Annotated in this window: 23 protein-coding genes; 11 read left to right on the top strand and 12 right to left on the bottom strand. The window is 71.3% G+C overall.

Annotated elements, in window-relative coordinates; all coding sequences use genetic code 11:
- Window positions 1–85 precede the first annotated feature (85 nt).
- The 5 genes from ACIBK9_RS26150 to ACIBK9_RS26130 all read left to right on the top strand — a co-directional run bounded on the left by ACIBK9_RS26150 (window position 86) and on the right by ACIBK9_RS26130 (window position 5,997).
- Window positions 86–1,219, top strand: a complete 1,134-nt coding sequence (locus tag ACIBK9_RS26150) for an ROK family protein (RefSeq protein WP_397161655.1) — start codon at window positions 86–88, stop codon at window positions 1,217–1,219.
- 153 nt (window positions 1,220–1,372) lie between these two features.
- On the top strand, window positions 1,373–2,284 hold the full coding sequence (locus ACIBK9_RS26145; protein WP_352325034.1) for an ABC transporter permease subunit: 912 nt from the start codon (window positions 1,373–1,375) through the stop codon (window positions 2,282–2,284).
- A gap of 11 nt (window positions 2,285–2,295) precedes the next feature.
- Complete coding sequence (locus tag ACIBK9_RS26140; RefSeq protein ID WP_352325035.1) at window positions 2,296–3,162, top strand: carbohydrate ABC transporter permease; 867 nt, start codon at window positions 2,296–2,298, stop codon at window positions 3,160–3,162.
- Window positions 3,163–3,178: 16 nt separating this feature from the next.
- Window positions 3,179–4,801 (top strand): hypothetical protein, encoded by a 1,623-nt coding sequence (locus ACIBK9_RS26135; RefSeq protein ID WP_358298802.1) that lies wholly within the window; start codon window positions 3,179–3,181, stop codon window positions 4,799–4,801.
- Between the two features lie 26 nt (window positions 4,802–4,827).
- Window positions 4,828–5,997, top strand: a complete 1,170-nt coding sequence (locus tag ACIBK9_RS26130) for a Gfo/Idh/MocA family protein (RefSeq protein WP_397161654.1) — start codon at window positions 4,828–4,830, stop codon at window positions 5,995–5,997.
- Between the two features lie 46 nt (window positions 5,998–6,043).
- On the opposite strand, the gene ACIBK9_RS26125 is transcribed toward ACIBK9_RS26130, so the two are convergent.
- The 7 genes from ACIBK9_RS26125 to ACIBK9_RS26095 form a co-directional block, all read right to left on the bottom strand.
- Window positions 6,044–7,129 carry an SPFH domain-containing protein gene (locus ACIBK9_RS26125; RefSeq protein WP_352361641.1) on the bottom strand — a complete coding sequence of 362 codons (1,086 nt, stop codon included), beginning with the start codon at window positions 7,127–7,129 and terminating at the stop codon, window positions 6,044–6,046.
- A gap of 4 nt (window positions 7,130–7,133) precedes the next feature.
- On the bottom strand, window positions 7,134–7,565 hold the full coding sequence (locus ACIBK9_RS26120; RefSeq protein WP_352324976.1) for an NfeD family protein: 432 nt from the start codon (window positions 7,563–7,565) through the stop codon (window positions 7,134–7,136).
- Between the two features lie 90 nt (window positions 7,566–7,655).
- Entirely contained in the window at window positions 7,656–8,807 is a 1,152-nt protein-coding gene (locus ACIBK9_RS26115) for an Ig-like domain-containing protein (protein WP_397161653.1), read from the bottom strand.
- Window positions 8,808–8,885: 78 nt separating this feature from the next.
- Window positions 8,886–9,989, bottom strand: coding sequence for a fumarylacetoacetase (gene fahA / locus ACIBK9_RS26110; RefSeq protein ID WP_397161652.1), 1,104 nt, complete (start codon window positions 9,987–9,989; stop codon window positions 8,886–8,888).
- Complete coding sequence (locus ACIBK9_RS26105; protein WP_397161651.1) at window positions 9,986–10,744, bottom strand: hypothetical protein; 759 nt, start codon at window positions 10,742–10,744, stop codon at window positions 9,986–9,988. Before ACIBK9_RS26105 ends, fahA begins: the two co-directional genes overlap by 4 nt.
- A complete protein-coding gene (locus ACIBK9_RS26100; protein ID WP_358298814.1) occupies window positions 10,741–11,910 on the bottom strand; it encodes a homogentisate 1,2-dioxygenase domain-containing protein in 1,170 nt (389 codons plus the stop codon). The genes ACIBK9_RS26105 and ACIBK9_RS26100 overlap by 4 nt, the downstream gene beginning before the upstream one ends.
- Window positions 11,911–11,987: 77 nt before the next feature.
- Entirely contained in the window at window positions 11,988–12,617 is a 630-nt protein-coding gene (locus ACIBK9_RS26095; protein ID WP_352361631.1) for a helix-turn-helix domain-containing protein, read from the bottom strand.
- 83 nt (window positions 12,618–12,700) lie between these two features.
- Between ACIBK9_RS26095 and ACIBK9_RS26090 the strand changes: the two genes are divergently transcribed.
- The 3 genes from ACIBK9_RS26090 (at window position 12,701) to ACIBK9_RS26080 (ending at window position 15,070) form a co-directional block, all read left to right on the top strand.
- Window positions 12,701–13,339, top strand: a complete 639-nt coding sequence (locus tag ACIBK9_RS26090) for a hypothetical protein (protein ID WP_397161650.1) — start codon at window positions 12,701–12,703, stop codon at window positions 13,337–13,339.
- Window positions 13,340–13,378: 39 nt separating this feature from the next.
- Entirely contained in the window at window positions 13,379–14,524 is a 1,146-nt protein-coding gene (locus ACIBK9_RS26085; protein WP_397161649.1) for an NAD(P)/FAD-dependent oxidoreductase, read from the top strand.
- Between the two features lie 66 nt (window positions 14,525–14,590).
- The gene (locus tag ACIBK9_RS26080) at window positions 14,591–15,070 is read left to right on the top strand and encodes a hypothetical protein (protein WP_397161648.1); all 480 of its coding nucleotides are present in this window, start codon (window positions 14,591–14,593) and stop codon (window positions 15,068–15,070) included.
- Here the strand turns inward: ACIBK9_RS26080 and ACIBK9_RS26075 are convergent.
- Window positions 15,062–16,312: an MFS transporter gene (locus tag ACIBK9_RS26075; RefSeq protein ID WP_397161647.1), complete on the bottom strand. Its 1,251-nt coding sequence runs from the start codon at window positions 16,310–16,312 to the stop codon at window positions 15,062–15,064. The two genes, ACIBK9_RS26080 and ACIBK9_RS26075, sit on opposite strands and share 9 nt — an antisense overlap.
- Before the next feature lie 272 nt (window positions 16,313–16,584).
- Here ACIBK9_RS26075 and ACIBK9_RS26070 point away from each other — a divergent pair, with 272 nt between their 5' ends.
- Window positions 16,585–17,871 carry a hypothetical protein gene (locus tag ACIBK9_RS26070; protein ID WP_397161646.1) on the top strand — a complete coding sequence of 429 codons (1,287 nt, stop codon included), beginning with the start codon at window positions 16,585–16,587 and terminating at the stop codon, window positions 17,869–17,871.
- A gap of 39 nt (window positions 17,872–17,910) precedes the next feature.
- Here the strand turns inward: ACIBK9_RS26070 and ACIBK9_RS26065 are convergent, their stop codons facing one another.
- Window positions 17,911–19,095 carry a helix-turn-helix domain-containing protein gene (locus ACIBK9_RS26065; RefSeq protein WP_397161645.1) on the bottom strand — a complete coding sequence of 395 codons (1,185 nt, stop codon included), beginning with the start codon at window positions 19,093–19,095 and terminating at the stop codon, window positions 17,911–17,913.
- 63 nt (window positions 19,096–19,158) lie between these two features.
- Window positions 19,159–19,359, bottom strand: coding sequence for an EF-hand domain-containing protein (locus tag ACIBK9_RS26060; RefSeq protein ID WP_397161644.1), 201 nt, complete (start codon window positions 19,357–19,359; stop codon window positions 19,159–19,161).
- Between the two features lie 142 nt (window positions 19,360–19,501).
- Between ACIBK9_RS26060 and ACIBK9_RS26055 the strand changes: the two genes are divergently transcribed.
- On the top strand, window positions 19,502–20,020 hold the full coding sequence (locus ACIBK9_RS26055; RefSeq protein WP_397161643.1) for a GNAT family N-acetyltransferase: 519 nt from the start codon (window positions 19,502–19,504) through the stop codon (window positions 20,018–20,020).
- Between the two features lie 14 nt (window positions 20,021–20,034).
- Here the strand turns inward: ACIBK9_RS26055 and ACIBK9_RS26050 are convergent, their stop codons facing one another.
- The gene (locus ACIBK9_RS26050; RefSeq protein WP_397161642.1) at window positions 20,035–20,913 is read right to left on the bottom strand and encodes a LysR family transcriptional regulator; all 879 of its coding nucleotides are present in this window, start codon (window positions 20,911–20,913) and stop codon (window positions 20,035–20,037) included.
- 62 nt (window positions 20,914–20,975) lie between these two features.
- Between ACIBK9_RS26050 and ACIBK9_RS26045 the strand changes: the two genes are divergently transcribed.
- Window positions 20,976–21,959 carry an aldo/keto reductase gene (locus ACIBK9_RS26045; protein WP_397161641.1) on the top strand — a complete coding sequence of 328 codons (984 nt, stop codon included), beginning with the start codon at window positions 20,976–20,978 and terminating at the stop codon, window positions 21,957–21,959.
- Here the strand turns inward: ACIBK9_RS26045 and ACIBK9_RS26040 are convergent.
- Window positions 21,925–23,313 (bottom strand): MFS transporter, encoded by a 1,389-nt coding sequence (locus ACIBK9_RS26040; RefSeq protein ID WP_397161640.1) that lies wholly within the window; start codon window positions 23,311–23,313, stop codon window positions 21,925–21,927. The two genes, ACIBK9_RS26045 and ACIBK9_RS26040, sit on opposite strands and share 35 nt — an antisense overlap.
- Window positions 23,314–23,327: the final 14 nt, after the last annotated feature.

Below are 23,327 nucleotides of genomic sequence, written 5' to 3'. Positions count from 1 at the left end.
ACAGCTCAGCTTCACGCGGCAGCGGGACCAGGCACAATTACGAAATAAGCTTGAAGATGACCTGCCCGGCGACTCGGAGGTATCGGTGCGACAGCAGAGCGGCGACGCCTCGCTTCTGCGCAAGCTCAACTCGGCGGCCATCCTGCGCGTGCTGCGCGAGGCCGACGTGGCCACGCTGTCGGAGCTGGCCAGGTCCGCCCGGGTGTCCAGGCCGACGGCCGAGGTCATCGTCGACGACCTGGTCACCGAGGGCTGGGCGGAGGAGTGCGAGGAGGAGGCCGGCGACCGCCAGCGGGGCCGCCCGGCCAAACGCTTCCGGTTCCGCGCCTCCGCGGGGCACGTGCTGGGCGTCGGCATCGGCGGTTCCAGCCTGCGCGCCATGCTGGCCGACCTGAACGGCACGATCGCCGTCACCCGCCGGGCGCCCAACCACCGCGACATGCCCGCCGCCGAGCGGCTCGACCAGATCGTCGGGCTGGCCACGGAGACCGCCGCCCAGGCCGGGCTGGCGCTGGCGGACGTCACCGTCGTCGGCGTGGGCACCACCGGCACGGTCGACGGCTCCGGGCGCGTCGTCAAGAGCATCGCCCTGTCCGACTGGACCGGCCTCGACCTGCAGGGCGAGCTGTCGGCCCGGATCCCCGCGCCGGTGCTGGTCGAGAACGACATGCGCCTGGCCGTCCTGGCCGAGCACTGGCGGGGCGCCGCGCAGGGCCGCGACGACGTGGTCTACCTGTTCACCGGCGACCGCATCGGCATGGGCCTGCTCATCGGTGGCCGGCCGTACCGGGGGGCCCACGCGGCGGGCGGCGAGATCGGTGCCCAGCCGAACGACAACTGGACCGCCTTTCGGTACGTCCTCGACTACGCGATGGCCGTCGAGCCGGGCGAGCTGCGCTCCAGCCGGCAGTGCGCCGAGTTCGCGATCGCGCGGGCCCGCGCGGGCGACGAGCGGGCGGGCCAGGCGGTCAGGGAGTTCGCGCGCGGCCTGGCCGCCGGGCTCGTCACGGTGGTCAACCCGCTCGACCCGGACATGGTCGTCATCGGCGGCAGCCTGTCCTCGGCCGGAGACCTGCTGGTCGAGCCGGTACGCGAGCTGTTCGAGGAGTACTGCCTCTACCCGCCGGAGGTGGTGGCGTCGGGGCTGGGCAGCGAGTGCATCACGCTGGGCGCCGTCCGGTTTGCCCTCGATCAGGCAGATCGCCTGCTTTTTACGTAGCCAACTTGGCTAATTAGATAACCGTTCTGTCACAGGCATGTCGCTGTGCGACATCGATCCAGCAGGCATGCTCAGAACTGATCGCTTTAACCTAGTTATTTGCATAAATCGGTACTAGCCTCCAGCCATCCCGACCCGACTGGAGGTGAGCGTGTGGCCGCTGTCACCCTGCTTGAGCGGCTGAAGCGCGACTGGACGCTGCTGGCCCTGTGCCTGCCCGGCGTCCTGTACTTCGTGGCCTTCTTCTACGTGCCGCTGCTCGGCAACGTCATCGCCTTCAAGGACTACGCGCCGTTCCTCGGCATCGCGGGCAGCCCCTGGGTTGGCCTGGACAACTTCGTGATGCTGCTGGAGGAGCCGGAGTTCTGGAGCGCGGTCGGCAACACCCTGCAGATCACGGCGCTCCAGCTCGTCCTGTACTTCCCGGCCCCGATCGCGCTCGCGCTCCTGCTGAACTCCCTGATCGGCCACCGCGTCAAGCGGTTCATCCAGACCGTCGTCTACCTGCCGCACTTCCTGTCGTGGGTGGTCGTGGTGGCGATGTTCCAGCAGGTCATCGGCGGCGCCGGCACGGTCAGCTCGTTCCTGAACTCGCACGGCGTCACCATCGGCAACCTGATGTCGAACGCGGACACGTTCAAGCTGCTCGTGACGGCCCAGGTCATCTGGAAGGACTGCGGCTGGGGCACGATCATCTTCCTGGCCGCGATCACCGCGATCGACATGAGCCAGTACGAGGCCGCCGCCATCGACGGCGCCGACTGGAAGCGCCGCCTGTGGCACGTCACGCTGCCCGGCATCCGCTCGGTCATCCTCATGATGCTCATCCTGCGCCTGGGCGACATCCTGTCCGTCGGCTTCGAGCAGATGGTCCTGCAACGGGAGGCCGTGGGCGCCGGAGCGGCCGAGGTCATCGACACCTACGTCTACTACCACGGCATCCGTGACGGCGACTGGGGCATGAGCACCGCCGCCGGCCTCATGAAGGGCCTCATCGGCGCGGCGCTCATCTACGCGGCCAACAAGCTCGCGCACCGCTTCGGAGAGCAGGGGATCTATCGATGAGGCCGCCGTGGATGGAACGCCCGACCATCGCCGGGCGCACGCTCAAGTTCGTCGTGCTGACCGCGATCACCGTGGCCGTGCTGTACCCGTTCGGGCTGGCCGTCGGCACGAGCCTGATGGGCCGCGCCGAGAGCATCGCCAACGGCGGCAGCTACGTGCTCTGGCCCTCGCACCCGACCTTCGAGGCGTACTCGCTGATCCTGTCCGGCGGCGCGGTCACCCGGTCGGTGCTGATCAGCATCGGCATCACGCTCACCGGCACCGCGCTCAGCCTGATCTGCACGGTCTTCCTCGGCTACGCGCTGTCGCGGCGCGGCATGCTCGGCGGCAAGCCGATCCTGCTCATGGTGCTGGCCACGTTCCTGTTCACGCCGGGCATGATCCCGAGCTACCTCATGGTCAAGGAACTCGGCATGATCGACACCTACCAGTCGCTCATCGTGCCGGTGCTGGTCAACGCGTTCAACGTGGTCGTGGTCAGGTCGTTCTTCCAGAACCTGCCCGAGGAGCTGTTCGAGGCGGCCCGCATGGACGGGTGCGGCGAGTTCCGGATGATGTGGCGGATCGCGATCCCGCTGTCCAAGGCGGTGATCGCCGTCGTCGGCCTGTTCTACGCGGTCTCGTACTGGAACACGTTCTTCACCGCGATCCTCTACATCAACGACCAGACCAAGCATCCCATCCAGGTCGTGCTGCGGCAGTTCATCTTCCGCGGCACCTCGGCCACGGGCTCAGACGTCGCGATCGTGCGTGACCTGCCCGCCTCGTCGGTGCAGATGGCGGTGCTCATCATCGCGCTCGTGCCGATCCTGCTCGCCTACCCCTTCCTCCAGAAGTACTTCACCAAGGGCGTCCTCACCGGCGCCATCAAGGGCTGAGAACCCGGGAGCAACCATGTCATCCATCATGTCCCGTCGTGGATTCCTCGGACTCGCGCTCGCCGGCGCCACGGTCGCCGGGCTCGCGGCCTGCGGCGGCGAGAGCGGCCCCGCAGGCGTGAAGAAGGGCGGCGCGGATCTGTCCAAGAAGCTGACGCTGCCGACGTACACCGCCGCCAAGATCCCCACGCCCGACCTGCCGATCGACGCCGGCCAGGACCCCGCGTACCTGAAGTACCCGAGCGAGCTGGTCAAGTCGGTCGCCACCGCCCCGGGCGACGGCCAGAAGATCACCTCGCTCACCCAGACGTGGGACGTCGCGCCGCCCGCCCCCGGCCAGAACACCTACCTGCAGGAGCTGAGCAAGGCCCTGGGCTCCGAGTGGAGCATGAACATCGTCGTGGGCGACGGCTACCCCGACAAGTTCAACGCCATCATCGCCAGCGACGACCTGCCCGACCTGGTCTGGTTCCCGCCGAACCAGGGCCTGCAGCGGGTGCCCGAGCTGCTGGCGGCCAAGTTCCACGACCTGACGTCGTACCTGAGCGGCGACGCGATCAAGAAGTACCCGAACCTGGCCAACCTGGGCGACGTGACCTGGAAGTCCGCGGTCACCGACGGGAAGCTGTACGGCGTGGCGGTCGCCTACAGCCGCTTCGGCCAGGTGTTCCTGGTCAACCAGGACTACTGGCAGCCGGTCGGCGGCACCGAGTTCACCGGCGCCGACGACTTCCTGGCCAAGGCCAAGCAGCTGCTCGACGTGAAGAAGAACAAGTACCCGCTCGAACCGAGCTACTACAACCACGTGCACATGTTCAGCCACTGGTACGGCGCCCCCAACACCTGGAAGCTGACCGGCGGCAAGCTGATCCACCAGTTCGAGACGCCCGAGTACCAGGCGGCGCTGGAGCTGGCGGTCAAGTGCTTCAAGGCCAACCTGTTCTGGCCCGACCCCGCCCTGCCCACCATCAAGGACAAGGTCGCCAACGGCCAGATCGGCGCGTACGTCGAGTCGTTCCCCGGCTTCCTCAACGACGCCAAGACCCAGAAGTACAACCTGGGCGCGATCGTGCCGTTCGCGGCGACGCCGTCGTCCAAGCCGGTCTACAACGCCGGGCTCGGCTCGGTGGGCTTCACCTCGATCAGCAAGAAGGTGGACGCCAAGCGCATCGAGACCCTGCTCGGCGTGCTCAACTACCTGGCCGCCCCGTTCGGCACGGAGGAGTACGAGCGCGTCAACTTCGGCGTCGAGGGCACCCACTTCACCAAGAAGGACGGCGACCTCGCCTTCACCGACAAGGGCAAGGCCGAGGTGCCGACCACGCAGCAGCCGCTCTCGTTCGTGATCGGGTCGCCGTCCGCGCTGTTCCTGCCCGGCCAGCCCGAGCGCACCAAGCTCATCCACGACTTCGAGACCAAGATCGCTCCCATGCTTCAGGAGCGCGTCACCACCGGCCACTTCTCCGACACCTACACCCAGAAGAACGGCGAGCTGAGCACCATGGGCAAGGACATGGTCGACGACATCGTCACCGGGCGTAAGTCGATGTCGGACTGGCCGGCCTTCGTCAAGAAGTGGCTGGGCAGGGGCGGCGAGGCGATGCGGGCCGAGTACGAGGCCTCCATCGCCAAGGGCTGATCGTTCTACCGTTTGAAAGGACACTTGTGGAAGACCTGCGCATCGGAGTCATCGGGCTCGGCCTGCGGACGAGTCTCGCCCTGGCCGCCCACCGGCCGGGCGAGGGCTCGGTCGTGGCGGCGCTGTGCGACTCCGACCCGGCAGTGCTCAAGAAGCAGTCGGAGCGGTTCGAGGCGGAGTTCCTGACCGGGGAGTACCGCGAGCTGCTCGACCGGCCGGATCTCGACGCGATCGTCGTCAACACCCCCGACGACACGCACGAGCGCATCGCCATCGACGCCCTCCAGGCCGGCAAGGCCGTCTACCTGGAGAAGCCGATGGCCATCACCGTCGAGGGCTGCGACAACATCCTGCGGGCCGCCCGCGAGACGGGCAGCCGCCTGTACGTGGGGCACAACATGCGCCACATGGGCGTGGTGCGCCTGATGCGGGACATCATCCGCAAGGGTGTGATCGGTGAGCCCAAGACCGTGTGGGTACGCCACTTCGTGTCCTACGGCGGCGACTACTACTTCAAGGACTGGCACGCCGACCGCACCCGCACCACGGGCCTGCTGCTGCAGAAGGCGGCGCACGACCTCGACGTGATCCACTGGCTGGCCGGCGGCTACACCACCCGCGTGAACGCCCTCGGCGACCTGATGGTCTACGGCGACCTGCCGCGCCGCGAGCCGGGGACGCCCCGGCCGGAGGGCTGGCTGCGGGAGTTCGAGTGGCCGCCCACGCAGCGGCGCGACCTGCACCACGTGATCGACGTCGAGGACGTGTCGGTCATGAACATGCGCCTGGACAACGGCGTCATCGCCGCCTACCAGCAGTGCCACTTCAGCCCCGACTACGTGCGCAACTACACGGTCATCGGGACCGAGGGCCGGCTGGAGAACTTCGGCGACGGCCCGGGGGACACGGTCAAGGTGTGGAACACCGGCCCCACCTCCTACCGGGACGACTGCGACATCGCCTACCGGGTGCCGACCGCGCAGGGCTCGCACGGCGGGGCCGACCCGCAGATCATGGCCGAGTTCTGCCGGTTCGTCACGGAGGGCGGGGCGACCGACACCTCACCCGTGGCGGCCAGGATGAGCGTCGCCGCCGGATACATGGCCACGATGTCGCTGCGCGACGGCGGCATGCCGTACGACGTGCCGCCGCTGGACCCGGAGCTGGCCGCGTACTTCGACAACGGCCAGCGCTGAGCGCCGCCGGGGCCGGGCGGGAGAACCCGCGCGGCCCCGGCGGACGTCAGCGGCCGGTGTCCTTGGGGTCGCGCTCGCGCTCCAGGTCGGGGAACGGGGACGGCTCGTTGACGGCCTGGGCGATCTGGCGGGGGCCCTTGGGGCTCTCGGCCTCCTGCGCGTCGGCGACCGCCTCGGCCGCCGCCTCCGAGGCCGCCGCGATCTCCCGGTCCAGCTCCTCCGACGGCCGGGGCTGCTCCTCGCGGGTGGCGGCCGACTTCGGCAGCGCCTCGGTGAACGCCTTCGAGACGCCCTGCAACGCCGAGGTGACCTCGCTCGGGATGACCCAGAACGTGTTGCCGCTGCCCTGGGCGAGCTGCGGCAGCACCTGAAGGTACTGGTAGGCCAGCAGCTTGGGGTCGGGGTCGTTGCGGTGGACGGCCTGGAAGACCTGGTCGATGGCGCGCGACTGGCCCTCGGCCTCCAGGATGGCGGCCGAGCGCTGGCCCTCGGCCCGCAGGATGCGGCTCTGCTTGTCACCCTCGGCCGTGAGGATCTGCGACTGGCGCTGGCCCTCGGCGTTGAGGATCGCGGCCCGCTTGTCGCGCTCGGCCCGCATCTGCTTCTCCATCGCGTCCTTGATGGTCTTGGGCGGGTCGATGGCCTTGACCTCGACGCGGTTGACCCGGATGCCCCACTTGCCGGTGGCCTCGTCGAGCACGCCGCGCAGCTGGCTGTTGATGGTGTCGCGCGAGGTGAGCGTCTTCTCCAGGTCCATCGAGCCGATCACGTTACGCATGGTCGTGACGGTGAGCTGCTCTATGGCCGTGATGTAGTTGGCGATCTCGTACGCCGCCGCCCGCGGGTCGGTGACCTGGAAGTACAGGACGTTGTCGATCTCGACGACCAGGTTGTCCTCGGTGATGACCGGCTGCGGGCGGAAGGTCACCACCTGCTCGCGCAGGTCGATCATCGGATAGACGCGGTCGACGTAGGGGATGACGAAGTTGAGACCCGGCTTGAGCGTGCGGTGGTAGCGGCCGAGCCGCTCCACGTTGCGGGCCCGCGCCTGGGGCACGATCCGCACGGCCTTGAGCACGGTGAACGCGGCGAAAAGGATGATCAGCAGTCCGGCTATCAGCAACGGGTCCATGTGGTCACTCCCGTGGATACACGAGGGCCGTGGCGCCCTCGATCTCGATGATGTCGACGGTCGCCCCGGTGGGGATCACCAGGGTCTCGTCATAAGCGCGTGCGGACCACTCCTCACCCCCGATGCGGACCCGCCCGTCGCGGCCCGTGACCTCGGAGACCACGTACGCGGGCTTGCCGACCAGCGCCTCCACGCCGAAACGCTGCAACGGCGGCTGCTGAAGATGGCGGACGGCGAGCGGCCGGATGACCACCATCCCCGCCGCGGACGACAGGGCGAACACGAGGATCTGCAAGGGGACGGGCAGCCCGACGGCGGCCGTCACGGCGGTCAGGAGAGCGGCCACGCCCAGGAGCCCGAGGGCCGCCGTGAGAGTGAACAGTTCGGCCACACCGAGGACGACTGCGAGGATTATCCAGATGACCCATTCATCCATGCTCCGGCCCTCCTGAACCTATAACGGGCCTGTGTGTAGGACTGGTTCCCCCTTACCACCGTAATCCCCCATTCGTCCGCAGGGCACCCGTCACCGGCCGGTCGCCGGGGCGGTCAGGGCGCTTCCCAGGATCCACTTCTCCCACGGAAGTTGCCAGAAGCCCCATCCGTTGTCCCATTCCAGCCGGCGGGCCGTGCCCGTGATCAGCACCGGGTCGCCGCGCAGCGAACCGGCGTAGAACCAGGCCGCCTGGTCGGGGCGGGCGTTGATGCAGCCGTGGCTGACGTTTTCCCTTCCCTGGGCCCAGACGTTGTCCTTCGCGTGCACGTACTCGCCGCTGTTGGAGATGCGCACGGCGTGCTCGATGAGCAGGTCGTAGTAGCCGGGGTCGCCCTTGGCTCGGCCAGGCGAGATCATCCGGACCGGGTTGCCCTTGTCCATGGTCAGGTGCATGCCGCTGGTGGTGGTGTATTCCCGCGTGGTGGCCATGCCGGCGCTGATGGCCATCTGCTGCACCACCCGGCCGTCGCGGCGCACGACCATCTGGTGGGTGCGGGCGTCGACCGTGCTGGTCTGCCTGCGGCCCACGGTGAAGGCGAAGGTGGAGTCGAGGGTGCCGTAGACGCCGGGGGCCGGGCGCACCCCGGCCAGGTGGGCGCTGACCATCACCTGCTGCCCCGAGGCCCAGAACCGGCGGGTGCGGTAGACCACCTGCGTGTCGCTGGTCCAGCGCCAGGCGCCCTCGGCCGGGGTCTTCGTGGTGACCTCCAGCGACCGCTCGACGGCCGCCTTGTCCTGGATCGGGGTGTCGAAGTCGATGACGACCGGCATGCCCACGCCGACGGTCTCGCCGGGCAGCGGCGCGGTGGCGGCCACCCCGAACGTGTGCTCGGCGGCGCGGGTGCGGAAGCGGCCCATGGAGACCGTGGACGGGCCGTTCTCGCCCGCGGCCGTGGCGGTGACGGTGTACTCGGTCGCGGGTTTGAGCGTCCAGTCGGAGCGCCACCTGGTGTGCGAGGCGTCGAGCCGGCCCGGGACGTGCTCGCCTCCCTCGTAGACCAGGACCTGGGTCAGCCGGCCGCCCCGCGCCGTGATGACCAGCCCCTTGTCGGGACGGGCCCGCTTGGCGTCGAAGGCCGGGGAGACGTGCACGACCGCGGGCGCGGACGGGGAGTCGCCGACGGGACCGCAGCCGCAGCAGGCCAGGAGGAAGGCGACACACAGGATCGCGGCACGCCGCACGTCACTCTCCGAGGGCTTTCCGAGGGAAGGGGACTTCCCAGGTTAGCGGTGAGTGACGGTCGAAGCACCTTGAGTTACTTATCCGATGGTTCCGGACACCTCGCCCAATGTCAGGCCGCCCGCGGTGGCCCGGATCGTCACCGTGTCGCCGTCCTGGAGGAAGGTGCGGGTGTCGCCGCCGGACAGCTTGATCGGTTCGGCGCCGTTCCAGGTCAGCTCGATGAGCGAGCCGCGCTGGTCGCGTTCCGGGCCGGAGATCGTGCCGCTGGCGAACAGGTCTCCGGTGCGCAGGGCGGCGCCGTTCACGGTCATGTGGGCGAGCATCTGGTCGGGCGTCCAGTACATGCTCGGGTACGGCGGGCGCGAGATCACGTCGCCGTTGAGCACCACCTCGACGGCGATGTCCAGGCCCCAGTCGCCCTGCCTGCGCAGATAGTCGAGCGGCTCGGGGTCCTGCGGGCGGCCCGGGACCCGGGGCAGCGCCTCCAGCGGCGTGACCCACGGCGAGACCGAGGTCGCGAACGACTTGCCCAGGAACGGCCCGAGCGGCACGTACTCCCACGCCTGGATGTCGCGCGCGCTCCAGTCGTTGACCAGCGTCACCCCGAACACGTGGTCCTCGAACGCCCCCGCCGGCGAGCCCAGCTCCGACGGCACGCCGACCACGAACCCCAGCTCGGCCTCGATGTCGAGCTTGGCGCACGGCCCGTAGACCCCGGCCCTGAGCTGGCCGTGCGGACGCCGGACCGGCGTGCCGGACACGACGACGGTGCCCGACCTGCCGTGGTAGCCGACGGGCAGGTGACGCCAGTTGGGCAGCAGCGGCTCGGCGTCGGGACGGAAGATCCGGCCGATGTTGCTCGCGTGGTCGAGCGAGCAGTAGAAGTCGACGTAGTCGGCCACCTCGAACGGCATGTGCAGCCGCACCTGGTCGAGCGGGATCAGGTGGCTCTCGGTGACCGAGGAGTCGCCGGTCAGCTTGTTCTGGATGAGGGTCCTGGTGTCGTGCCAGGCCGAGCGGCCCCTCGCCATGAACGGGTTGAGCGAGGGGGCGGCGAACACCTCGTCGTGCAGCGCGGCGGCCAGGTCGAGCACCTTGTCGCCGTACCTGACGCCCACTCTGGGCGATTCGCCCTGACGGGAGAACACGCCGTAGGGCAGGTTGTCCACTCCCCAGCTCACTGAATCACTCCTAGCGTCTGCAGGTCCTCGATGGGCGTGCCGGTGCTGCAGGAGCCGTAGCTGACCAGCAGCCGCCGCGCCCGCTTCGCGGTCTCCTCGGTCACGGCACCGGCCAGCCGCACGAGATGGCCGACGTCGGTGGTGCGCAGCACGGGCGCGGGGTCGCGGCCCTCCACAGCCTCGCAGACCGACAGCAGCAGGTTGAGGAAGCCGTGTCGGTCGACGCCGAGGCTCGGGTCGAAGTGCCGCACCGCGTGGTGCAGCCCGGCCGTGGCCTTGAACGGGACGTCGGCCTCGACGCAGCCCCGGACGAACGCCGCGAGGTGCTCCACCGACGGGAACGCCTCGGCCTTGAGCCCGCCGCAGCGCACCTTCAGCCCCACCCCGTCGGGCACCCCGGCGACCTTCCGGTCCGGCGGGACCTCGACGAACAGCCGCACGTGCGCCGGCAGGCCGAGGCGCCGGGCCAGCTCGGCGACGGACTCGTCGGCCCCGAGCGGGATCTCGACGAAGTCCACCGGCAGGTCGCCGAAGTCGGGGAGCTCGGGCGTGTCCACGATCAGCCCGATGCGCCGCGGCCGGTAGGCGTGCCCGCGCAGCCGGTCGAGCCGGCTGGCCGGGCAGAGGAAGCGGTGGGTGAGCACGCCGTTGCCGTGCTCCAGGTCGCGCTGGTTGCGGGCCAGCGCCTCGTCCATGTGCAGCGACGTCGGCGGGAACAGGCCCGCGTCGTCGACCAGTTCGCTGAAGAGAGTCATCGTGCCCAGGTCCATGCGTAGCCGGGATCCTCACAGGACAGCGCGCCCGGCCCGAGGTCGAGCGGGCGGAAGGTGTCGACCATCACGGCCATCTCGCTCGTGGTGGTGACGCCGCGGGCGACCGCGTCGATCACCGCCTCGACCGCGCCGGGCTGCGGGCCGTGCGTGAACCCGGCCGGGTGCAGCGAGACCGAGCCGACGTCGATGCCCGAGCCCTTGCGCGCGGTGTAGTCGCCGCCCACGTAGAACATGAACTCGTCGGAGTCCACGTTGTGGTGGTTGTACGGGATCGGGATGGCCTCGGGGTGGTAGTCGAGCGGCCGCGGGCAGAACGAGCAGACCACGAACCCGGGCCCCTCGAACGTCTGGTGCACCGGCGGCGGCGCGTGCGTCTTCTTCACGATCGGCTCGAAGTCGTCGATGTTGAAGGCGTACGGGTAGAGGTAGCCGTCCCAGCCGACCACGTCGAAGGGGTGGTTGCGGTAGACGAGCCTGGTCAGGCCGCCCCGCGTGCGGACCAGGACGGGCACCTCCTCGCCCTCGGCGAGCAGGGTCTGCGTGGGGGCGCGCAGGTCGCGTTCGCAGTACGGCGCGTGCTCCAGGAACTGCCCGTACTGCGACAGGTAGCGCTTGGGCGGCCTGATGTGCCCGGACGCCTCGATGGCCAGCACGTTGACCTGCCCGTCGGGCACCCAGCGGTGGATCGTGCCGGTCGGGACGACGACGTAGTCGCCCTCGCCGGCCTCGATGACGCCGTAGGTGGACTCGAAGCGGACCGAGCCGCGCTGCACGTAGACGCACTCGTCGCCCATGGAGTTGCGGTACAGCTCGCTGGGGCGGTCGCTGGTGGCGTACGACAACCGGACGTCGGCGTTGCCGGCGAGCAGGATGCGGCCGTCGACCAGGTCACCGGCGCTGGACAGCTCCTGCGTGCGGAAATGGCGCGGGGAGAGCGGCAGGTTGGGCTCCAGCCGCGTCGCGGACGCGGGCGTGACCGCCTCGGCCTTGATGATCGCGGTGGGCAGGTGGCGGTGGTAGAGCAGCGAGGAGTCGGACGAGAAGCCCTCCTCGCCCATCAGCTCCTCGGCGTAGAGGCCGCCGTCCGGCCGCCTGAACTGCGTGTGCCGCTTGCGTGGCACTTCCCCAACGACGCGGTAGTACGGCATCCGCCCTCCATGTTGTCCGCTTATCGGACGCATGTGTCCTCTATGTGTGACCACCGTCCGACATCGGTGTGGAGATGTCAACCCAGCGCGGCGGCCAGCTCGGCGGCCGCCGCCACCACGCGCGGCCCCGTCTCCTCCTCCAGCGGGCCGAACGTCACCACCCCCACCGAAGCCTCCAGCCACGGCAGCCCGGTCACGGGCGCGGCGATGCCCCGCGCCCCCACCTGCAACTGCCCCTCCGTCACGAGGTATTCGTCGCGCCCCTCGCGCAGAGCCAGGATCGCCCGGCCCGCCGCGCCTTTCGCCAGCGGATGGCGCGACCCCTCCCGGTAGGCCACGTGCAGATCGGTCCAGGACGGCTCCACCACCGCCACCGCCAGCCCGTCGTCACCCTCGGCCACGGTCAGGTGCGCGGTCGCGCCCACCTGCTCGGCCAGCCGCCGCAGCGTCGGCACCGCCGCCGCCCGCAGCAACGGCTGCACGGCCTGGGCCAGCACCAGCACCCCGAACCCGAGATGCACCCGCCCTTCGGCGTCGCGGCGGACGAACCCCTCGTTCAGCAGCGTCGTCAGCAGCCGGTAGACCACCGGCCGGCTCAGCGACAGCTCGGTGCTCAGCTCGGTCGGGGTGCGCCCGCCCTTCCCGTCGGCGAGAAGTCGCAGCAGGCGCAGCCCGCGTTCGAGCGTCTGGGCGGATTCGGCGGCCATGACTTCGATTATGGAGTGACGGCTGACCAGTGAAAGAGCACGGTGAAGGGGTACGTAGGGACGAGAGGCGTCGGGGGGTGGAGATGCGGCAGAGGTGGCTGTTCCTGGTCGCCGGGCTGGCTCTCTGCGCCCTGCCGCCGGCCGTGCCGTCGCTCACCACGCCGATCGCGTACATGGCGAGGGAGACCCAGATCGACCCGCCGCCGCGCGCGGAGAGCGACCGGCTGGTCGAGAACACCTTCTACCTCACCCAGGGCATCACGGTGAGCCAGTGGCTGCTGCCGGTCGCCAAGGGCGTGACCTTCCGTCCCGGCTACGTCGCCGTGGGGGTCAGCGTCGACGCGGGCGGGCGGCTGTCCGGCACGCCCTCGCGCGTGGGCACGTTCATCGCCCCGGTCCGGCTCTGCGCCGGGCACTCGTGCGACGAGCAGCTCATCACCCTCGTCGTGCTCGGGAACGTTCCATGGGAGCCGCGCGAGCTGACCTTCCCGGGCCGGGCCGGCGTCCCGCTCGCCGGCGAGATCGGCATCAACGGCGGCCCCCAGGGCGTCATCCCGACCTTCAGCGTGACCGACCACGCCAAGCTGCCCGCGGGCGTGACGATCGGCCCCGACGGGCACGTGGGCGGGGTGCCCCAGGCGGCCGGCATCTCCGAGGTCCCGGTGCGCGTCTGCGTGGCGGGCAACTGCGCGGGCGTCGTGGTCCGGTTGATCATCGTCTGAACCCTTGCGCGGGGCGGTTCCTGCGGTCACGGTGGTTCCATGAAATCGGTCATTGTGGTCGGAGCCGGTATATGGGGGTCGTCGCTGGCGTTGCGGCTGGCCGAAACCGGCTGGCAGGTGACCCTGGTCGAACAGCACAAGCCCGGACACGTCCGGCAGGCCAGCGCGGGGGAGACGCGGCTCCTGCGCTGCGCGCACGGCGCCGACGACTGGTACGCGCGGCTGGCCTGGGAGGCGCGGGAGGGCTGGCGGCGGCTGGGTGAGCGGGCCGGCGAGGAGCTGTTCCTGGAGTCGGGCATGGTGTGGTTCGCGGCCCGGCCGGACGGGTGGGAGCACGCCAGCGCCCAAGTACTGAAAAATCTGGATATCCCGGTTGAGGTGCTCGACCCGGCGGACGGCCGGCGCTTCTTCCCCGACTACCGCGGCGACGACCTGAGCTTCCTGCTCCGCGAGCCGCACGCGGGCGTGCTCAGGGCGCGGCGGGCGACGCAGGTGACCGCCCGGCTGGCCCAGGCGGCCGGCGTCCGGCTGGTCAGGGGACGGGCGGCGCCCGTGCCGGGGCTGAGCGCGGTCGAGGTGGACGGCGAGGCGCGGCGGGCCGACCGCGTCGTGTGGGCGTGCGGCGCCTGGCTGCCCGGCCTGTTCTCCGTGCCGGTCACGGTGACCAGGCAGGACACGGTGCACTTCGCCGCGCCCGCCGCGTGGTCGTCCCCCGAGACGCCCGCCTGGGTGGACTACGGCTCCTCGGCCTACGGGCACGGCGACGTGGACGGGGTCGGCATGAAGGCCACCTCCGACGCCGAAGGGCAGCCGTACGAGCCGGAGGAGGGCAGCCGGGCGGTGGACCCGTCCGCGGTCGAGCAGGCCCGCGACTACCTGCGGCGCAGATTCCCCTCGCTGGCGGCCGCGCCGGTGCTGTTCAGCCAGGTCTGCCAGTACGCGCTCACCCCCGACGCCGAGTGGATCATCGCCGAGGACGCGCCCGGCGTGTGGCTGCTCGGCGGCGACTCGGGCCACGGGTTCAAGCACGCCCCGGCCCTGGCCGCGTACGTGGCCGACATCCTGGACGGCGAGCGCGTCCCCGAGCCGCGCTTCGGGCTCGGCCACGAGCGCGTGGCCGCCCGCGGCCTGCGCACGAGCGGAGACCTCGGGGTAGGGCCCGCCTCACCGGGATTCGGGGGATGACGGGCGTGATCGGCGCGGGCGCGCGGATCAGACTTTCCCTGTAATCGAAACGACAGGGAGCCCGCCATGACCACTGCCCTCGCCTCGCAGACCGCCGAGCCTGGTACCCCCCAGCCGCCGCCCGTCGTGCACGCCGCCGCGCTGCTGTGGATGTCCGCCGTCGCGGCGGGGGCGTTCGAGACCGTGCTCGCCGTCGGCAGGGAGCTCTACGAGGGCACTTCGGGCGTCCTGGACCTGCTGCCCGGCGCCGGTCTGCGGGTGGCCGTCTTCGCCGCGGCGGTCTTCCTGGCGCTGCGGATGCGCGCGGGGCAGAACTGGGCCAGGCTCACGCTGGCCGTCGGGCTCGGCGTGTTCGGCACGTTGTCGCTGGTCGTGGGGCCGATCCAGTGGCTGCTGCACGGCGGCTCGATCGCCGAGGCCGCCGCCGGGGCCGACGTGGTGACCTGGCTCTTCACGATCAGCCGGGTGCTGCACGTGACGGCCGTGCTCGGGGCCGTCACGCTGATGTTCCAGCCGAGGGCCAACGTCTGGTTCCGCTCAGAGTGAGACCGGCTCGGGCTCCGGCTCGGGGGCGCGCAGGTTGCGCACCCCCGGCGCGGCCAGCGCGGCGAGCGTGGACAGCACGACGAGGGCGGCGCAGCCGAGCAGCGCCCCCTCGGTGCCGAAGGCCACCGCCGCCGGCGCGGCCAGCATCAGCCCGATCGGCCCGAACATCAGTGACCCGAGCGCGTCGTACGAGCTGACCCGCGACAACGACTCCGCCGGGATCTCGCGCTGCATCGTCGTCTGCCACAGCACGCCGAAGACGTCGAAGCACACGCCCAGCACGAACGCCCCCGCCACGATCGCCCACAGCGGCGCGTCCAGCCCGAGCAGCACGTACGGCAGCGCGGTCGGCAGGCACAACAGCGTGCCGAGCAGGATCGGCCGGCGCGGGCGCAGCCGCAACGACACCAGCACCCCGGCGATCGTCCCGACGGCCTCGCCGGCCAGGAACGCCGACCAGGCCGCCGGCCCGCCCAGGGTCTCCTTGGCCAGCAGCGGCCCGAGCACGCCGTGCCCAGCCTGGATCGCCATCACCAGCACCGAGAACTGGGCGACCACCACCCAGATCCACTGCCGCGAGCTGAACTCCCGCCACCCGTGGCGCAGGTCGGCCAGCACCGAGTGCCGCTCGGCCGCCGCGCGCTCGGCGGGGGTCGGGCGCAGCAGCGCGATCAGCACGCCGGCCACCGCGAACATCGCGCCGCTGACCAGCAGGGCCCAGCCGCCGCCGAACCACAACACCGTGGCGCCGCTCAGCACCACCCCGGCCACGCGCGAGGCGTTCGCGCCGAGGCCGAGCAGCGCGTTGCCGGCCTGCAGCCGCTCGGCGGGCACGATCTCGGGGATGATGCCGGTCAGCGCCGGGAACATGACCGCAGTGCCCACGCCGCAGGCCGCCGCCGCGACGCTCATCACGGGCAGCGGCGCCCAGCCGGTCAGCAGCATCGCCGCCAGCGCGAAGTAGCCCAGCGCCATGAGCAGCTCGCCGGCCATCATCACCCGCTGCCGCGGCAGCCGGTCCGCGATCACCCCGCCGATCAGCATGAACACGATCATGGGCAGTGACTCGGCGGTGAGCACCACCGACAACGTCGTGGCGTCCGCGCCGGGCAGTTCCAGGATGCCGAAGGCGAGCGCCACGGGCGCGAAGGCGCTGCCGAGCATGGAGATGGTCCGCGCGGACAACAACAGGGCGAACTTGCGGTCGCGGAGCAGCCCGAGGTCGCGGAGGTAGTTGTGCACTGGGCCGATCCCCTCGAAAACGTTCAAATCCGTCCCAGTCTGCCGCTTGTGGCAGTGCGGTGTCGTCCCAATATTCGTCACGGGGGTGACAGGGCCGGTCGGGAAGCGCGGGCGGAGGGATGATCACCCTGCGGCCTCGCCCGCGCTCGACTGCGACGCCTACTGCGCGTCGAGAACCGCGTGAGGATCGCTGTGGATCTCATTGAAGGTTGTTGATCGTCCCGATATTGTGCTATCTGCCCACGATCGCCCCCCATGGGAGTAAAGGCGCCATGCGACTGCGGAAGATCTTCGTCATCGGACTGGCCCTGTCGTTGCTCGGCGTCGGAGTTCCCGCCTGGTCGGAGGACGATCCACGGGGCTGCAACGACCTGATGTCCGCCGACACCCCGGCGTTCGTCGTCTGCCGCTGGCTGGCCACTCCCGAGGAGGCCGCCGACATCGCCCGGTTCTGGCTGGACAACGACGGCAAGAACATGATCGACTCCGGCCCGATGCACGAGATCGTGGTCGACTGCAGCGAAGCGGGCAACGAGTGCGCCACCGACTCCGAGGGCGACGGCGAGATGCACGACGTCGGCTCCCCGGACGTCGACGGCGCCGAGGACGGCGGCACCCCCGACCAGTGCCCGGACGGCCAGAAGTGCCACGTCGACCCCGACGGGATCTCGGCCGCCGCCAAGACGGCCGCCGCCGAGAGCCCGGCGGGTCAGGCCGTGAAGAGCGCGGTCGAGGCCGGCCTGCGGACCTGGATCGAGACCGAGTTGGCCGACGACTACAAGGCGGGCAAGCTGGCCGAGGCCGCCAAGAAGGTCGCCGCCCTGGCCGCGCAGCCGGGGGTCGCCGGGATCAGGTTCACCTCGCAGCTCGGCTACAACCAGACCTTCGCCACGGCCGAGGAGCTGGACAAGTTCGTCACCGAGGCCACGACCGCGCTCCGCAACCTCGTGCCGGGCAGGAAGCTGGCGGCGCACACGGTGGTCCCGCTGTTCGGCTGCGGCGCCAACGACGCCTGCAAGGCCGAGATGACCAAGAAGTACCCGCTGCTCGACCCCGCCCGCATCGGCGCCTGGCTCTCCGGCGGCCAGATCGACCAGCTGACCCTGGACACCGGCCACCTGGCCACCGAGTACGCCACCTGGAAGATCGACGCCGCCGAGGCCCAGCGCAACCAGTGGATCCAGGTCCGCGCCCGCGCGTGGGACGCCTACGCCCAGATCGCCGCCGAGGACGCCGGGTTCACCGCCGCCGGCACCTCCAAGCTCACCGCCGAGCAGGCCACCCAGGCCATCACCGACCGCATCGCCGCCCCGCTCCAGGCCGACGCCGCCGAGACCGTCGTCCTGTGGAGCCGCTGGCAGGACGCGCAGGGCCAGGTCAACCGCGTGTACGGCGAGAAGTGGGCGGCCAACACCACCTGGGACCAGCTCAAGAAGCTCGGCACCGTGCGCCCGCGGCTGGCCACCGTCTACGACTACAGCAGCCCCGAGGCCGACGTCGCCACGGACATCAAGAACCTGTCCGAGGTCTTCGGCCAGGTCTACCTGCACACCGCCTGACGGCAGCCGCCCGGTCCCGCCCGGTCCCCGCCGCGCCGGTCACGGCCCGGCGGCGATGAGGGCCTGGCGGGCCCTGAGCACGATCTCCAGCTCGAACCGGACGTCGGGATCGGCGAGCTGGTCGCCGTAGAGCTCTTCGAGCTGCCGCAGCCGGTAGCGCACGGTCTGCGGATGCACGTGCAGCCGGGCGGCCACCTCGCCGACGCCCCGACCGTGCCGCAACCAGGCCAGCAGCGTCTCGGCCAGCCGGTCCTGCTGGGCGGGCCGCAGGTGGGCCAGCGGCGCGAGGCGGGCCTGCGCCATGGCGCCGACCAGCTCCTCGTCCTTGAACACCACGAGCGTGGCCATGTGGTCGGCGCAGCGCAGGAGCCCGCGCGGCAGCACGCCGCGCCGGGACAGCTCCAGCGCCTCGCGCGCCCACCTCAGGGACGTCGCCGCCGCGGCCGGCGGCACCGCCGGGCCGATCGCGGCACGGTGACCGCGCAGCGCGTGGTCGAGCAGCTGCGCCTGTCCCGGCCCGTCCGGGTCGGGCACCAGCAGGCACGGCGCGGGCCGCTCCAGCCCGCCGAGCACGTCCGGCGGCAGCGCGGGCGCCCGGTACGTGCCGTGCTGGTCGTCGAGCGCCACGGCCGCCACGGTCCGCGGCAGCCGCCATCCGGCGGCCCTGGCCAGGTCGGCGACGGCCTCGGGGGCGGCGGGCGGCCGGCTGAGCAGCAGGTCGAGCAGGCGGTTGCGGCGGCGTTCGAGCTCGCCGACGGCGTGCGCCCTGGCCTCGTCGAAGCCCTGGGCGGCGGCGTCGGCGAGCCGGTCGAGGCAGACGAAGATGGCCTCGCCCAGGTCGTACACGGTCTGCGGGGTCAGGCCGAGCGGGTCGGCGATCTCCGTCAGCCGCCGCCAGCAGACGCGGGCGCCGAGCCGCATGGCCGTCTGCAGCGGCTCCAGGTTGCGGCCCTCGGCCGCCTCGCCCTTGCCGATCATGCGGAACGGCTCGGGATCGAAGGGGGCGCCCGGGTTCTCGATGCGGTCGAGGAAGCCGTCGATGGCCTCCTCGACCGCCATCTTCACGACTTTGATGGAGATCTCGTCGGCCGGTCGGGCGTACTCGGGGATCCGGGTCTGGATCTCCTCGACCACCTCGGCCGAGACCTTTCCGATGCCCGCCTTGAGCGTTCTCACGATGTCCGCGGGGAGCCGGGTTTCGCTGATGTCACTCTTGATGGCCATCGTCCCTCCTGTCGCCATTGTGGCTCAGGCGAGAAGAGTTTGCCTAGCAAGAGCTTGTTTCTGTCATTTCTGCAGGAATGCGCCGAACTCGTCCACGTCAATCAGGCCGTCGCCGTCCTTGTCCAGTTTCCGCACGCCTTCCTGGGCCGCGTCCAGCGTGATGGGCTGGCCGAGGATCTCCATCAGGCGGACGAGTTCGATGGCGGAGATGCGGCCGTCCTTGTCGACGTCGATGAGGTCGAAGGTGATGGCGTGGTCGCTCATAGGGGGTGCCTTTCCTGTGTTACCGGTGCGTCGGGTCAGACCTTAGTGGCGACTTCCCGAAACGTGCCGATGAATTCGGGGTGATCGCCGGAAAAGCGAGTCTTTCCCGGATTTGCGGCTTCCGGGGTGATAGCACGGACGCATGCGCATCCTGCAGGCGACCCCGGCCGACGCCCAGGCGCTCGCCGAGGTCCACGTACGGTCGTGGCAGGCCGCCTACCGCGGCCTCGTCCCGCAGGACCACCTCGACGGCCTGGACCCCGCGGCCCGGCGACCAGGCTGGGAGCGTTGGCTGGCCGGCACGGCCTGGCCCCGGCAGGGAACGCTGGTCGCCGAGGCCGACGGGCGGGTGATCGGCTTCGCCGGCGTGCTGCCCGCCCGGGACGACGACGCGGACGGCGCGACGGTCGCCGAGGTCGCCGCCATCTACCTGACGCCGGAGAGCTGGGGACGGGGCATCGGCCGGGCGCTGATGGACGCGGCCCTCGCCACCCTGACCGAGGCCGGCTACCGGGAGGCCGTCCTGTGGGTCCTGGACGCCAACGTCCGCGCCCGCCGGTTCTACGAGGCCGCCGGATGGCACGACGACGGGGTGACCAAGGACGACGGCAGCCGGGGCTTCGTCCTCACCGAGGTTCGCTACCGGCGCTCGCTCGCCTGACCGGCCCGGCCGCGTCAGACCGTGGCGGCGGCCCGTTTCAGGGCCTCGACGAAGGCGGTGACGTGGGGACGGGCGTCCCCGCGGCGCCAGGCGATGGCGAGCCGGCCCGGCTGCAGACCCGTCACCGGGCGGTAGACCATGCCCGGACGCTTGTAGAGCGCCGCGTTCCCCTCGGCCACCAGGACGACGCCCAGCCCGCTGCTCACGGCCTCGAACACCTCCTCGGGCGTGTTCGCCGTGACGCCGACGACCGGATCGTCGTCCCGGGCGTCGCGGGCGAGCCAGAAGTCGCGCAGCGGGCCGGCCGCGGCGGGCAGCGCGATGAACGGCTCGTCCCGCAGCTCGGCGAACGGGACCTCGGCCAGGCCGGCCAGCCGGTGACCGGCCGGCATCGCCACCCCGCGCTCCTCGGTGACCAGCACGTACGTCTCCAGCCCCGGCGGCACCGGCAGCCAGATGAACGCCACGTCGGAGGAGCCGTCGGCCAGGCCGCCGCTCGGGTCGTCCCAGCCCACGAGCCGGAGCGACACCTCCCACCCGGGCCGGGCCTGCCGGAACAGCCGCAGCGCCTCCTGCTGCAACCCGCGGCCGACGGCCGTCTGCATGCCGATGACCAGCGTCCCGGCGGGGGCGGCGGCGCGGGCCGTCTCCACGCCGGCGGCCCAGCGTCCGAGCAGGTCGCGGGCCACCGGCAGCAGCGCCGCGCCCTGCCGGGTCAGCGTCACGCCGCCGTGCACGCGTTCCAGCAGCGCGAACCCGAGCTGCCGCTCCAGCACCCTGAGCTGCTTGGACAGGGCCGGCTGCGAGACGAAGAGGCGCTCGGCGGCGCGCGTCACGTTCAGCTCCTCGGCCACCGCGACGAAGTAGCGGAGGTCCCGCAGGTGCACGTCCATAACCGATGGTTATAGCAAAGGGTCTTGGACGCCGGGCGTCCCCCGGCGGCACGATCATCGTCATGAAGACACGCGAACTCGGAACACTGCAGGTCCCCGCGCTCGGTTTCGGCGCGATGGTGCTCTCGCCCGGTGTGTACGGCGACATCGACGACACCCGCGCCGAGAAGGCGTTGCGGGCGGCCCTGGACGGCGGCGCCGGCCACATCGACACCAGCGACGCCTACGGCGTGGACGGCCACAACGAGCGCCTGGTCGGCCGCGCGCTCAAGGGACGCCCCCGCGACGACGTCGTGGTGGCCACCAAGTTCGGCCTGGCGATCCCCGAAGGCGAGCCCAGCCGCCCGTACCCGGTCGGGTACGCCTTCAACGAGCTGCGCGTGAACGCCGACCCGCGCCTGGTCCGCCGCTACGCCGAACGCAGCCTGCGCAACCTGGACACCGACGTGATCGACCTGTACTACCTGCACTACCCGGACCCCGGCGTCCCGGTGGAGGAGACGGTCGGCGCGATGGCGGACCTGGTGCGCGACGGCCTGATCAGGCACATCGGCCTGTCCAACGTGACGGCGGCCCAGCTCAGGGCCGCGCACGCGGTCCATCCGGTGACGGCCGTGCAGAACGAGTGGTCGATGTGGCGGCCGGTGGAGCCGGACCTGCTGGCCGCGGCCCGCGAGCTCGGCGTCGGCCTGGTGGCCTGGAGCCCGCTGGGCAACGGCTTCCTGACCGGCACGGTCCAGCGGCTGGAGGAAGGCGACTTCCGTCACAACGCGCCCCGGTTCTCGGCGGAGAACCTGGCCGGCAACAACGACAGGTACGCCCCCATCCGCACCCTGGCCGCCAACCTCGGCATCACCCCCGCCCAGCTGGCCCTGTCGTGGCTGCTGCACCAGGACGAGCACGTCGTGGCGATCCCGGGCAGCCGCACCCCCGCCCACATCGAGGAGAACCTGGCCGCCGCCGACCTCACCCTGCACCCGGACACCCTGACCAGGATCGACGAGGCGCTGGTCAGGTTCGACGTGTCCGGCGGGACCCTGCTGTGACCGCCGGGCCGCCGCTCCCCAGCGTCGCCCGGACGGCGCACAGGGCCGCGCCCACGAGCAGGACGGCGACCGCGCCGACGACCCGCAGCAGCCCGTCGGCCGAGGACGGCGCGGCGAAGTAGACGCTGCCGAGCCCGGCGACGGCGGTCACCCCGGCCAGCACCGGCCCGGTGGCGTTCAGCGCCGAGATCGCCGACGCCAGCCGCGGCTCGACCAGCGTGGTGACGCGCGCGATCAGCGGGCTGTACCCGGCGGCGTGCCCGGCCCCGGCCAGGAGCAGCAGCGGGACGGCCACGACCGGCCGCCACTCGTCCCGGCACAGCAGCGCCAGCAGGCCCGCCCCGGCCGCGAAGGCGACCGGACCCGCGACCGGCAGGAGCCGCTGCAGTCCCCGCGGATACCGGGTCCAGCTCAGGCTGAGCGCGCCGAATCCCAGCGCGTACGGGACGAAGGCCAGCCCCGCCCACAGCGGCGAGTACCCCAGCGCGGTCTGGAGGTGCAGCGTGAGGGTGAGCAGGAAGACGGTGTAGCAGCCCATGACGATCCAGCACGCCGCCAGCCCCGGCCGCACCCCGCGCGGCCGTACCGAGGCCAGGTCGAGCAGCGGGTGCCGGGCCCTGGTCTCGTGCCGGACGAACACCACCGACAGCGCGGCGCCGCAGGCCAGCGAGATCCACATCCAGAGCGGCCGGCCGAGGTCGCGGCCGAAGATCAGCGGGACGGTGATCGCGGCCATCGCCGCGGTCAGGATCGCCACGCCGCCCGGGTCGAGGCGCGCCCGCGCGGCCACGGGCGAGGGCGGCAGCAGGCGCGGCCCCACGGCCAGCGCGACCACGCCGATCGGGATGTTGATCAGGAACACCGGCCGCCAGGACAGGCCCAGGAGGTCCGCGCTGACGACCAGCCCGCCGACCACCTGCCCCAGCGCGACGCCCAGGGCGAGCACCATGCTGTACAGGCCGATCGCCCGGCGGCGGGCGTCGCCCTGCCAGTGCGTCTGGATGAGCGCGAAGATCTGCGGCGTGAGCAGCGCCGCCCCGGCGGCCTGCGCGACGCGCGCGAGCACCAGCACGCCCACGTCGGGGGCCAGCCCGCACAGCAGCGAGGCGGCGGTGAACCAGCCCAGGCCGAGCAGGAACGCGCGCCGCTGCCCGACGAGGTCGCCGATGCGCGCGCAGGTGACCAGGAGCACGCCGACGGTCAGCAGGTAGCCCGACACGACGAGCTGGATCGCCGTGCCGCCGGCGTGGAGGTCCTGGCGGATGGTCTGCGCGGCGACCGACACGATCGAGCCGTCCATGGAGGCCATGACCTGACCGGTGAGCAGCACGGCGAGCATCGGGCCACGGCGCACGCCGGTCACCAGGG

Source organism: Nonomuraea sp. NPDC050227 (genome assembly GCF_044459705.1).
Classification (GTDB): Bacteria; Actinomycetota; Actinomycetes; order Streptosporangiales; family Streptosporangiaceae; genus Nonomuraea.
The sequence above is the reverse complement of the archived record's forward strand: the minus strand, read 5'-3'. Positions and strand labels throughout refer to the sequence as shown.

Coding starts and splice junctions, on each gene's coding strand:
- ACIBK9_RS26085 (WP_397161649.1), top strand. CDS start 13,379: ATGAAATCGGTCATTGTGGTCGGAGCCGGTATATGGGGGTCGTCGCTG.
- ACIBK9_RS26050 (WP_397161642.1), bottom strand. CDS start 20,913: ATGGACGTGCACCTGCGGGACCTCCGCTACTTCGTCGCGGTGGCCGAG.
- ACIBK9_RS26070 (WP_397161646.1), top strand. CDS start 16,585: ATGCGACTGCGGAAGATCTTCGTCATCGGACTGGCCCTGTCGTTGCTC.
- ACIBK9_RS26080 (WP_397161648.1), top strand. CDS start 14,591: ATGACCACTGCCCTCGCCTCGCAGACCGCCGAGCCTGGTACCCCCCAG.
- ACIBK9_RS26045 (WP_397161641.1), top strand. CDS start 20,976: ATGAAGACACGCGAACTCGGAACACTGCAGGTCCCCGCGCTCGGTTTC.
- ACIBK9_RS26065 (WP_397161645.1), bottom strand. CDS start 19,095: ATGGCCATCAAGAGTGACATCAGCGAAACCCGGCTCCCCGCGGACATC.
- ACIBK9_RS26125 (WP_352361641.1), bottom strand. CDS start 7,129: ATGGACCCGTTGCTGATAGCCGGACTGCTGATCATCCTTTTCGCCGCG.
- ACIBK9_RS26135 (WP_358298802.1), top strand. CDS start 3,179: ATGTCATCCATCATGTCCCGTCGTGGATTCCTCGGACTCGCGCTCGCC.
- ACIBK9_RS26090 (WP_397161650.1), top strand. CDS start 12,701: ATGCGGCAGAGGTGGCTGTTCCTGGTCGCCGGGCTGGCTCTCTGCGCC.
- ACIBK9_RS26140 (WP_352325035.1), top strand. CDS start 2,296: ATGGAACGCCCGACCATCGCCGGGCGCACGCTCAAGTTCGTCGTGCTG.
- ACIBK9_RS26095 (WP_352361631.1), bottom strand. CDS start 12,617: ATGGCCGCCGAATCCGCCCAGACGCTCGAACGCGGGCTGCGCCTGCTG.
- ACIBK9_RS26120 (WP_352324976.1), bottom strand. CDS start 7,565: ATGGATGAATGGGTCATCTGGATAATCCTCGCAGTCGTCCTCGGTGTG.
- ACIBK9_RS26055 (WP_397161643.1), top strand. CDS start 19,502: ATGCGCATCCTGCAGGCGACCCCGGCCGACGCCCAGGCGCTCGCCGAG.
- ACIBK9_RS26105 (WP_397161651.1), bottom strand. CDS start 10,744: ATGACTCTCTTCAGCGAACTGGTCGACGACGCGGGCCTGTTCCCGCCG.
- ACIBK9_RS26100 (WP_358298814.1), bottom strand. CDS start 11,910: ATGCCGTACTACCGCGTCGTTGGGGAAGTGCCACGCAAGCGGCACACG.
- ACIBK9_RS26060 (WP_397161644.1), bottom strand. CDS start 19,359: ATGAGCGACCACGCCATCACCTTCGACCTCATCGACGTCGACAAGGAC.